The organism is Spiroplasma endosymbiont of Ammophila pubescens (assembly GCF_964020965.1).
Taxonomy (GTDB): Bacteria; Bacillota_I; Bacilli_A; order Mycoplasmatales; family Mycoplasmataceae; genus Spiroplasma.
This window is the reverse complement of record NZ_OZ026611.1, coordinates 1,620,784-1,633,447: the sequence shown is the minus strand read 5'-3', so window position 1 is coordinate 1,633,447 and position 12,664 is coordinate 1,620,784. Positions and strand designations below refer to the sequence as shown.

The following is a 12,664-nucleotide window of genomic DNA, read 5'->3' as shown; positions in this document are numbered from 1 at the left end:
AAATATTAACAGGACAAGAGGATTTATTTTATTAATATAGATTGTGGGGATATTATGGGTCTACTAACATCATTTAGTGATATATCAAAAATCTTATATAGTAATAAAATGGCATATATTGCTAGTGGTGTTATTGGTGCTCTTTTTATTATTTATTGTATTTATAATGGTTTATATTATTTAATTAATCCTAAACATTATCATGGTATTCGTTTTACAACGAAAAATATTGCGTATATTACAATGTTGTCAGCAGTTTCTGCAACAGTTACTATTATTATTTCAATAACAGTACCAATTACGGTTTTTCCTCCTGTGCGGATTGCTTTTGAAGGTTTAATGGTTAAAATTAGTGGATTTATTTTTGGACCAATTGTTGGACTTTTATCGGGGGTTGTTACTGATTTAATTGTTATGTTATTTGTTCCTTCTTATCTCCATGTTGCTTATATTATTGTAATTGCTTCATATGGATTTTTATCAGGTTGTGTATCTTCAATTAATCGTGCCGTTGGTAAGCATAAATGAGTTTTATTTATGTTAACAAATATTTTTATTTTAATTTTTGGAACTTTTTCTGTAGTAATGACATGATATTCACCATTTGAAATCATTACATTATTTGCTGGATTGGAAGTTAGCAAAATTGTTTTAAGTTATATTATTGGTTTTGGCACAGGGGGAACTATTATTATTATATGAATTATTATGTTTGTTTATCGTCATTTTCATAAAACAAAAAAACTTTATTGAGATTTAGTTGCTATTATTATGCTTGCTGTTGTTAATGAATATTGAGTCACCACCTTGATATCCGCCTGGGGGGATATCGCCTTTTTAACGGTGTCACAGAATAAAAATGGTGGAACAGATGGTTATGGGGTAACTATGATTACGCGATTAGCAATGGCACCAATGAAAGTATTATTTAATTCGGCAATTATTTATATTACATATCGGGCTGTTTCCCCATTAATTCATAAAGATACTAATGCAAATTTACAATATTAAAATCTTGAAAAAATAACTTTTATTGAAGTTATTTTTATTTATCTCTATATAATGATATTAGAAGTTATAGAATGGAGATGAAAATAATGAAAGTGAATTCACAAATTAAAAAATTGATTGATTTGGAATTAAAACGTCAACAAAATCATGTTGAATTGATTGCGTCAGAAAATTATGTTAGTGAGGCAATTTTAGCTATTACAGGCTCAATTTTAACTAATAAGTATGCTGAAGGATATCCATTTCACCGATATTATGGAGGATGTGAATATGTTGATCAAGTTGAACAATTAGCAATTGATAAGGTTAAGGAGTTATTTCAAGCTGAACATGCTAATGTTCAACCACATTCAGGTAGTCAAGCAAATGCTGCTGCTTATTATGCTTTGCTACAACCACGTGATACTATTTTAGCAATGGATTTAGCAGCAGGTGGTCACTTAACCCATGGTCATAATGTTAATTTTTCTGGTCGATTATATGATTTTCGTAGTTATCAAGTTGATCATACAACCGAAATGTTAGATTATAATGCAATTGAAAAAATTGCAATTGAAGTAAAACCAAAATTAATTGTTGCTGGAGCCAGTGCCTATTCACGTGAGATTGATTTTAAAAAGTTTCGTGCAATTGCTGATAAAGTTGGAGCCTTATTAATGGTAGATATGGCTCATATTGCAGGATTAATTGCCGCTGGTTTACATCAATCCCCAATTCCATATGCTGATGTTGTTACTTCGACAACACATAAAACATTGCGTGGACCTCGTGGGGGTTTAATTTTATCAAAGCAAAAATGAGCAAAAAAAATTAATAGTGCTGTTTTCCCAGGTAATCAAGGTGGACCATTAGAACATGTTATTGCCGCAAAGGCACAATGTTTTTTAGAGGCATTGGAACCAGATTTTAAAACATATCAAGCAGAAATTATTAATAATGCAAAAGTCCTAGCAGAAACATTAAAAGCAAATAATCTACGTTTAGTAGCTGATGGAACAGATAACCACTTATTAATGGTTGATGTTAAAAGTAGTTTAGGAATTTCGGGACAAATGACGAAAGAAATTCTACAAAAAATTGGTATTATTTGCAACAAAAATATGATTCCATTTGATAAAGAATCATCAATGGTTACTAGTGGGATTCGGTTAGGAACAGCAGCTATGACAACACGTGGTTTTGGGAGCAAAGAATTTAAACAAATTGGAGAAATAATTTATAATGTTTTAAAAGAACCAACTGAAAATAATATTGTTAAATATCAAGAAGAAGTAAAAAACTTATTAAGTGATTTTCCAATTTACTCAACTTGAAAATTACAAGAGTAATTAAATTTAGAAATAACAAGTTAAAATATTGATTACCCTATTATTTTTAGTTATAATGTTATTGCTTTATACATTAGACCCTGGTACGGAATTATGTGAGGAGGCAGTGACATGAGACAAACAACTATCTTAAATTCAACTAAAGTTGAAAAAAAATGATATGTGATTGATGCCCAAGGTCTAGTTTTAGGACGTTTAGCAAGTAAAGTTGCAATGATCTTAAGAGGAAAAAATAAACCATCTTATACTCCACATGTTGATTGTGGTGATAATGTTATTATTCTTAATGCTGATAAAATTAATTTATCAGGAAATAAATTAAAGGGTAAAATGTATTATCATCATTCACAACATCCCAGGGGATTAAAACGAACAACAGCAAAGGATATGTTAGTAAAAAAACCAATTTATCCTGTTGAACACGCAATTAAAGGAATGTTATCAAAAAATAAATTAGGAAGTAAATTATTCCGTAATTTATTTGTTTATGCTGGTAATGAACATCCACATGAAGCACAACAACCAATTAAATTAGAATTAACTAATAAATAAAAGGAGAAAATATGGCAAAAAAACAAGAAGTTATATATCGTGGTACAGGAAGAAGAAAATCTTCTATTGCCCAAGTTGTATTAACTCCTGGTAAAGGGAATGTTGTTGTGAATGGGAAACCAGCATTAGAGTTTTTCCCATATGCAACATTAGTGCAAGATTTGGAACAACCTTTAGAGATTACTGGTTCAAAATCAGAATTTGATATTCGTGTTAAAGTATCTGGTGGTGGTTTTACCGGACAAGCTGGCGCAACAAGATTAGGAATTGCAAGAGCCCTAGTTGAAGCGTCACAAGATTATAAAACTTTATTAAGACATGCTGGCATGCTAACTCGTGATGCTCGTATTAAAGAACGAAAAAAATATGGGTTACATGGGGCTAGAAGAGCACCGCAATATTCAAAAAGATAGATTTCAAAAAAGTACATTTTGCTTTGCAATGTACTTTTTTAATTTGTTTAGTTTAATTTGTTATCTAATATAAGTTTAGTATAATTATTATGTAGATAAGAGGGTGAACAAATGACATTGACAGAATTTACAATTCAGGGTGATAAATATAATAATAAGAATTTATTGTTAAATTTGTATTTTTTAACAAATCCAAAAAGTAAATTTACTGATGATGATGTTAAAAACCTTCGGTTAAAAAATATTACAACAGTTCAAGGCCTAGATACTTTTTTAAAGAATAATATTTGTATTGCTGATTTTTTTGTTTGTTTAATTAATGATCAGGTAAAAATTAAAAAAGATAAAAAAGGATCAGAAAAGAAGCTTTATGATATTTTAATTCGTTTTAAATCAATTACTTTGCTAGATCAAATGTTCGATTCAAACTTATCATTAACAATCTTAGGCGATATTGATCCGGAAATTGGCATTGTTAATGTTAAAAATATTTTTTTAACAGCAATGGAAAAGAGAAAACAAGAATTTGAAACGTTAGCTACTGGAGTAGTGCTTGAAATTGCTGATAATTTTCGGATTGATGAAGCAAAATTACGAACTATTTTTGATTCAAATGTTATGGCAAATATGAAATTTTTAACTTCATCTTTTGCTGAAGAAAAAGAACGATGGTTACAATATTTACGCTTTCAAGAACAAAACTTAGAATATAAGCGTAATAATTCTTGTTTATATTTAAACCGGAAATTAACAGAATATATTAAAATTCCAAAAACAGTTCCAATCGGTGAAAAATTTCATGATGTAAGATTTTTATCCCATAATTTTTGATATGTTGATAAAAAAACTTTTACTAATAAAAATTTAACAATTAGTCATTTATTTGAAGAAATAATTATTGTAGAATTAGAACTATTGTTGGATAATTTAGATAAATATTCAATATTAAAGAAATTAAACAATTTAAGTCTTGCTAATTTACAAATTAATCGTAAATATCAAAAAGATGTTCCATTAACACTATTTTCTTTTAATTTTAGTGAAAGTTATATTCAAGATGGAGCAGATATTTATGATTTAGGGATTAATATTTCTGAAACAAAAATGCAACAAAAAGATCTTTATGATTTTAAAAAAGAATTAATCAAAATATATATGCTTGAAAATAATATTATGCAAGAAAGTGATATTGACCATGAAACAATTAAAGTAACTATTAATCAATTAGAGCAGTATCAAATTGTTAATTGCTTTTATGAAATAAAAAATGAGGATGAAATATCATTTAATGAATTAAATAAAATGATACCTTCTTATGGTTATTTAACTTATATTGGAAAAGGGGACTCAACTTTACTTCGACGTAGTAATGTTATTTTAGATAAAATTAGCAAAAATGATGTTGCAAATCCTTATTTAATTAATTATATCTTTAATATTGAAGATATTAAATTAAAGACACAATCTAACTTAATTATAGAAGAACAATTAATTTTTGCTTCAAATAATTTAAATGGAAATCAGCAGAAAGCAATAACAAAAGCCTTAAACTCACAAGATATTTTTTTACTGCAAGGTCCACCAGGGACAGGGAAAACTGAATTTATTGCTGAATTAGTTTATCAATATGCTAAATTAGGAAAGAAAGTTTTAATTTCTTCGCAAAATCATACTGCAATTGACAATGTTTTAACAAGATTATTTAAAACACCTTTATTGATTCCTTTACGCTTAACAAGTGATGAAGTTCGTAAAAAAAGTCGTTTTAATGATTTTAATCCAGATAAATTAATTTTTAATAATTATCGTTTTATTTATGCTCATTTATCACGACAATATTTAACAAAATGAGATTGAATTGGAAGTGATTATGAAAATCAAAAATATGAACTACAAAAATTAAAAGCAAATGCTAAAATGTTAGAAAAAGAAATTAATGATTACAATCATTATACTCAAAAGTTAAATACATTAGTTACTGAGCGAGAAACAATCATTAATCAAAAATTGCAATATTTAGATGATAATCGAAAATTAACAATTGATATTAATAATATTCGTAATCTATTAGATTTCCTAGTTAATATTAATTGAGCTGGAATAGTTACTTCAACTCCGGATCTTGTCCGATTATTTAATAAACATTTTGGGGAGTTGTTGCAAAAAAAAAATGTATTTCAAATTAATGATTCATATTCATTAACAGAAACATACAAAAAACTATTAACAATTACTACTGATAATAGGTTGTTAAAGGATAAGGAGATAGAATTAGCAACATTAAAACAAGTTAGTCAAGACTTACGTGATGATGATTGAATGGAACAATTAACTGCTGTTCAAAATGAAATTTTAGAATTAAAGAATCAAGTTACATTAAAACAAGAAAATATTGTGTTTCAAAAAGAGCAAGAAGCATTTAAAAATGACCTTGAACAATTATTACAGCAATATGAAGAACAAAGTGTTATTAATCAAAACAAAATTAGTGAAATTAATGAAGATAAATATGAGCAAGAAATTTCTTATTTAGAAATTGAAATTGGAACATTAAATCATAAAATTAATGCTCTAAAAGTTGAAGTTGAAAACATTGTTAATAGTATTAATGCAATTTTTAATTTAAATTTAGTAGTAAAAGATATTAGTGGAACAATTAATGAAATTGATAAAGAAATTAATAAAATTGAACAGGACCTTAATTTTGTTCTCCAAGAAAAAGCAACAAAGTTTAATTTTGTAAATAATATGATTACCTTTTTAAATAAAAATTATCATATATCAGATTTTTTAACACAAGAGAATATTGAAACTAATTATTTCACACCGGCGATGAAACTAGATACAATTAATTATGCTAATCAATTTTTACAAGAAAGTGTCAATGTTGTTGCAATGACTGCTACTTCAAACCAATCATATGCACAAACTAAAAATAAAGTTTTACGGGATTATAATATTTCTGATATTGATATTAAAAAATTTGCTTTTGATGTTGTTATTATTGATGAAGTAAGTAAGTTAACACCAATGGAAATTTTTATGCCATTAGTATATGGTAAAACTGTTATTTTAGTTGGTGATTATCGGCAATTGCCACCACTTATGCCATATCAAGAAGAAGATGTTGCGTTAATTAATGAAATTTATGACCAAAATTATAGTTATAATGATTTTTTAGAATTAGTAACTAATTCATTATTTAAAAAAATTATCTCAAAATGTGATGATTCAGTAAAAGAAATTCTAATTAATCAATATCGTAGTCATGAAGATATTATGCGAATTGTAAATGTTTTTTATGAAAATCAGTTGCAGTTAGGTGATAAAACTAATCAAAATAATGAAAAACAACATTATATTACTGTTGAAAATAAAGATGGTCTAAAAATTTTTGATAGTAATAAAGCAATTTATTGAATTGATTCATCAAAAGATAAAACTAATATGAATTTTGTTTATGAACAAGGTGAAAGTGGTAGTACGAGTCTTTTTAATTGATTAGAAGTTGATTTAACAATAAAAACATTAGAATTAATTGAAGCAGGATATAATAATTTAACAGTTAAATTAAAAAAACAACCTAAAGTTGCAGTTATTAGTTTTTATAGTCTACATGTTAAAAAATTGCGAAGAGCTATTAAAAGTTTAAAATTTAAAAATATTAAAGTAGAAGTTTCAACAGTTGATGATTATCAAGGACGAGAAACCGAAATTGTTATTGTTAATACAGTTCGCAATCCTCGTAAGCAATTAAATGCTAATAAAGAATTTATTAAGAAATACGAACGGTTAAATGTTGCATTTTCAAGAGCAAAAAATATGTTAATTATTATTGGAGCAGTTAGTTTTTTTACTAATATTGATGTTGAAATTCCAACAATTGCTAATCCAAATATTACAAAAACAATTAAAACATATTATGAAATTTTACGAATTATTGATAGTTATGGTCTTGTTTGAAGTGCAAAAGATTTATTATAATAAGAATTCGAGGTAAAAAACATGAAATTAGGAATGGTAAAAGTTTATAAAAATTGGAAAAAATTAAAAACAATAGTTAGCTATCAAACACCAAAAAAACTAGCTTTTTTTCAATATGTAATTTTAAATGCTATTACTAATTACCCTAATAAAGAAAAATCATTAGCTGATATTTTACAGAATGAATTACAAATTTTTAATTTTAAAATTTATGCAGAATGTTTAAAGGACTTAATTGAAAAAGAAAATATTATTGAAATTAATAAGCAAACATCATTAAATTATTTAGCAAATAGTTCTGCTGAACAGGATTGAATTGATCGACCAATTGGAATTTTTTACATTTCAAAAGAAGCGTTAATGACATTAGAACAGGGGTATTTATTAAGTAAAAATAGTAATCGTGAAGCAGTTATTAATTTTGATTTTAATATTTTTTCGGGCGAAAAATATATAAATAATGAACAATTATCTTTATTAGAAAAAAATAGCAATGATTTAATTATTGTTCCAGAACAAGAACCAATTATTAATGGTGAAGATTTATTTCATTTGTTAGAAAAGTACAAGTTAAATATTAATAAAAATAATATTTTTAATGCTGATACGACATTTACTTCAATTCGCACTAATAAGAGGCAAGAAATCTATTATAATACTAATCAAATTAACAATTTATTGATTGAGGCTTATGAAGAAAAAGAAGTTATATTGTCCCTAACCACTTTTAAAGATATTAAAATTCAAATTATTAATGACCTCCAATTACAACAAATTATTGAAGATAATGTTAATTTAAAAACAAAAATTGTTGATTATTTTTTAACTGAAATGGCTAAAACTTTAAGTGATAATTTTAATTTAAATCTTCAAAAAGTAGCAACAAATATATTAGAAAGTGATTATCAGCAAGATCCGCGTTATATTACTTCTACATTAATAAATCCGAGAATTATAATTATTAATGCAGCGAGTGTTAAACCAAAAGCTGTCTTAGATAATAAATATTATTATGATAATAATATTAGTTGTATTATTTTTGTTAATGCTGAGCAGACAACTACAATGCATGATTTAACTGGTTTAATTCCAATTTTTTATTTAACTAGTGCGATTTTAACAATTAATGATAATTTTTTAACTTTATTCATCAATGATAAAAATGAGACTGAACTTTACATATTACAACCAACAGAACTTATTATGCTAAACCGTAATATTATAACAGCACAAAAATTTCTTCCGAAGTATAGTCAGATGTTATTTAATAAAATTTTAGAGGAATTAAAAAATTTAATAAATCGTCAACAGGCAAATATTTATGAAATAATTCATACTAATCAAATTGAAAATGTTTTTATTTACTGTTATTTAATTGATATTTTAAATAATAATGAAGAAACTTTTGATAATATATTGAAAAGTATGACCATAAATGATTTTAATAATAAAATTAATGTTTTATATCAATCTGAACAAATTTTAAGTAATTTAAATTTAAAACCAAATTATTTTAATAAAATGCATAAAACTTTAATTGCCCTCATGAAACAACAAGCAAAATTGCAAAAAAATATTATTAAAGCTTATCAAGTGTTAACTAATAATACTTTATTATCAAATAAAGAAGTTTTAAATATGTTGCAAGAACTTTATGACAAAAACGATGTTTCTTTAAACCAATTATTAGCATTAACTAATATTGCAGATTCATCTATTATTGAAAAAATTTGAAATCAAAATCTTTTTGCAATTTTGGATAAATTTCTTTTTACAATCAATAATAATGATTTACATCGTGAATTATTTGATGCAATAACAACTACAACTTTAGAAAAAAATAGTACTTTATTAATTAATTTATATAGTTATACTGAAGAATATATTAAGTATTGTAAAGAAATGAAAAAGCGAGAAACAAGTGGATTACAACGACATTGACAAGAAATATGAGATAAAGTTGAGATTATTAAAGAACGTTGCAAGAATATTAACAATAGTAATGAATTAATAATTCAATTACTTTATTCTTTGTCACAATTAGAAATAAAATATAAGGCAATTAAATTTAAAAATATGTTTAATTCTGAAAGCAAATTTCAGGAATATCTTAATTTATGTTCTTTTGATAAGGCAGCATTATATTTAATGAATTTAATGGAAGAAAAAATTACCCCACTTTTAAAAACAAAACATCAATTTGTACAACATATTAATGAAAAATTATTTGTTTTAAAAGATGTATTTGACAAAAATAAATATAAACAAATTATGAAACTTTATCAAGAATTAATATTATATTTATATTGTGAGAAAGCAAGAAATGAGCACAATGATAATAAAAATCGAGATGCTTTTAAAAAAATAAAACTTGAATTAGAAAAGGTGTTAATATAAATGAGTATGAGTGTTGAACAAGCAATGTATAATTACCAAAAAAAGATTGAACGATTAAATTTAAATATTAATTTTGTTAAAGATAATTTAAAATTATTATTACAACAATTACAAGAAATTGATGCTAGTGGGTTAAATTGTCAACAAATTGAACAATATTTAGTTGAGTTAGATCAAATTTTAACTGATTTAGAGGATAACCCGTTAGTTAAAAAATTTAGTAAAGTTGAACATGTTGAATTAGAATTGGCAAAAAGAGTTAATTTTTTCTTGGAACAAAAAACCCTTCGTTTAGCAGAAATTCAACAAAAAATTGAAGTTTTGAAAATAAAAGTAATTGAAGATGAAACAAAACAACGGTTATCTAATTTAAAAAACCGAGTTAATTTAAATTATCAACAATTAGAACATGAATTAATAGCAATGTTTGATGATAATGAATCAAAAGCTTTTATTATGAATTTTTTTAAAACAAATAAGAATCATTTCAGTAATTTAAACCCAGAGGCTATTTCTGACCTTGTTCAAACAGAAGTTAAAAATTATCATACTTCAACTGATTTTTTGAAAAAACAATATCTTAGTAGTTTTAAAAAACAAATTAGTGATGATAAATTTGTTAATACAGAATTAGCTCCAGCATTAGAAGAATTTGCCCAAATGCCAGCAGCTGATACTACTGTTTTAAACGCAAAAACTTTAGCATTACAAAATCAAATTATTAATAAACAATTAGATGAATCAGCGCGGAAACATGCTATTACATCAATTTTACAAGCAATTCAAAAACGTGGTTTTATTGTTGATAGTAATGATATTCGTATTACGAAAGAAAATGAAGATAGTTTAGTTATTGTTTACGCAAAAAAAGTAACCGGAGAAGAGGCAATTTTTAAAGTATATTTAGATGGGCGCTTTACATATAAATTCGAAGGTTATGAAGGTCATGCACATGATATAGATGAGCAACCGTTTATTAACGATTTATCAATGTATGATGTTTCTTTATCAAAAGAAATGAAAAAATCTTATTTAAATCCTGATAAAATTATGAATCAAGCAAAGATTCAAATTGATAGTAAATCAAAAAAGAAATAATTAACATTTTTAGGTTAAAAAACATTATAATTAAAGAAATAGTTAGAGGTGACTATAAATGAGTGTAAAAAGTAATTTAGATAAGTTAAAAAATCAAATTGGAATTAAACGATGTGTTATTCTTGAAGGCAATGTTAATGATATTTATCAAACAAATAGTGGTTATGTTGGTTTAAAAGATCGATTATTTGGATTATTAATAGAAAAAGGTTTTAATGATATTTTTATGTGAGACCGGATTGATGGTCTAAGCGGAAGAAATCTGAAAAATTTAACATTAACAGTAGAAACACAACAAAAGAGTAAAGAAGGTGAAGCATATGATTTTGGTCAAGAAGTAATTAAAAATGCAAATGAAGAAAAGAATGGTCCAACGGGACAATTTCCAACTTTAGCAGAATTTTTTACCATTGTTCGTCGTAATATGTTAGTTGCAAGTTCTAAAAAAGTTGCTTTTATTGCTGACTTTTCTGATTATTTATTTTCTAATGAACAGACCTTAAGTGAAGAAGAGCGTGTTAATTTAATTTCATTAAGTAAAGCTTTTCGAGATAAAAAATTTGATCAATCAGAAATAATTGATTTTGATACAGCTATTATTTTTATCACTAATAGTATTGGAAAATTACCAACGTCATTTTATTTGCATAATCCAGATGTAACAACAATTACTTTAACAAAACCAAATCGTGAAGAACGAGAAAAGTTCATTTTAACTAATAAGAATTTTTTTAAAATTACCGAAGATTTAAATACTGATATTTTAAAATTACAAGATATTTATGATACGATGGAAGGATGAACTTTGAAAGAAGTTTATCAATTAATTAAGTTTTCAAACAATATTTCAGAACGCTTACCATTTGAAAAATTATTAAATTCTTATCAATACGGTGATAAAGTTTCGCCATGAGAAGAAATGAATTATGAAAAATTAGCAACTATTGAAAAAGAATTAAAAAACCGAGTTATTGGGCAAGATCATGCCATTGAAAAAGTGAAGAATGTTGTTTATAAAGCTTTTACTGGATTATCAGGTGTTCAATATTCATCAAAACGAACAAAACCAAAAGGTACATTGTTTTTTGTTGGACCAACTGGAGTAGGAAAAACTGAATTAGCAAAAGCATTGGCCAAATTTTTATTTGGTGATGAAAAAAATTGTATTCGGTTTGATATGTCGGAATATAACCAAGAAGTAAGTGATCAAAAATTAATTGGTGCACCACCTGGTTATGTTGGTTATGAAGAAGGGGGACAATTAACAAATGCAATTAAAGAAAGGCCATTTAGTGTACTTTTATTTGATGAAATTGAAAAAGCCCACCCGCGAATTTTAGATAAATTCTTACAAATTTTAGAAGATGGTCGTTTAACTGATAATAAAGGTCAAACTGTTACTTTTTCTGATTCGTTTATTATTTTTACTTCAAATATTGGTGCAAGTGAAGTTGATGATAATTTATCATTTTTAGAAATTGAAAAGCAATTTATTCAAAAAGTATCTGATCATTTTCGAACTGAATTAAAACGACCAGAATTATTAGGGCGAATTGGAAATAATATTATTCCGTTTAATTTTATTAAGGATATTAATTTTAAAGCAAAATTAATTACACAAAAATTACAGCCCATTCAAACAGCTGTTTGAGAAAAATATAAGATTAAATTAGAATTTATGGAGTTACCACAAATTTTACCAATTATTATTCAGGATGCTGATGATAAAAAAGGTGGTCGTGATTTGTTAAATAGTATTGAAAAGCATATCGTTGATGGACTGAGTTCATTTATTTTTACAAATCAAACTAAATTTAAAGCTGGAGAAACAATATTAGCACAAGCAAATGGTCATCAAATTGAATATTGTTTTAAATAAAA

At 25.6% G+C, this 12,664-nt stretch carries 8 protein-coding genes; all 8 read left to right on the top strand.

Annotated features, from left to right (window positions below):
- Positions 1-54 precede the first annotated feature (54 nt).
- Positions 55-1,011: a hypothetical protein gene (locus ABNT63_RS10685; RefSeq protein ID WP_348735743.1), complete on the top strand. Its 957-nt coding sequence runs from the start codon at positions 55-57 to the stop codon at positions 1,009-1,011.
- A gap of 86 nt (positions 1,012-1,097) precedes the next feature.
- Positions 1,098-2,339, top strand: coding sequence for a serine hydroxymethyltransferase (glyA, locus tag ABNT63_RS10680; RefSeq protein WP_348735742.1), 1,242 nt, complete (start codon positions 1,098-1,100; stop codon positions 2,337-2,339).
- Between the two features lie 111 nt (positions 2,340-2,450).
- Positions 2,451-2,891 (top strand): 50S ribosomal protein L13, encoded by a 441-nt coding sequence (gene rplM / locus ABNT63_RS10675; RefSeq protein ID WP_348735741.1) that lies wholly within the window; start codon positions 2,451-2,453, stop codon positions 2,889-2,891.
- An 11-nt stretch (positions 2,892-2,902) separates the two neighbouring features.
- Positions 2,903-3,304, top strand: a complete 402-nt coding sequence (gene rpsI, locus ABNT63_RS10670) for a 30S ribosomal protein S9 (protein WP_004027966.1) — start codon at positions 2,903-2,905, stop codon at positions 3,302-3,304.
- A gap of 111 nt (positions 3,305-3,415) precedes the next feature.
- On the top strand, positions 3,416-7,288 hold the full coding sequence (locus ABNT63_RS10665) for a DEAD/DEAH box helicase (RefSeq protein WP_348735740.1): 3,873 nt from the start codon (positions 3,416-3,418) through the stop codon (positions 7,286-7,288).
- Positions 7,289-7,309: 21 nt separating this feature from the next.
- Positions 7,310-9,685 carry a hypothetical protein gene (locus ABNT63_RS10660; protein ID WP_348735739.1) on the top strand — a complete coding sequence of 792 codons (2,376 nt, stop codon included), beginning with the start codon at positions 7,310-7,312 and terminating at the stop codon, positions 9,683-9,685.
- Positions 9,686-10,783, top strand: coding sequence for a hypothetical protein (locus ABNT63_RS10655; protein ID WP_348735738.1), 1,098 nt, complete (start codon positions 9,686-9,688; stop codon positions 10,781-10,783). It abuts the gene before it with no gap.
- Between the two features lie 58 nt (positions 10,784-10,841).
- Positions 10,842-12,662, top strand: a complete 1,821-nt coding sequence (locus tag ABNT63_RS10650; protein ID WP_348735737.1) for an AAA family ATPase — start codon at positions 10,842-10,844, stop codon at positions 12,660-12,662.
- Positions 12,663-12,664 lie beyond the last annotated feature (2 nt).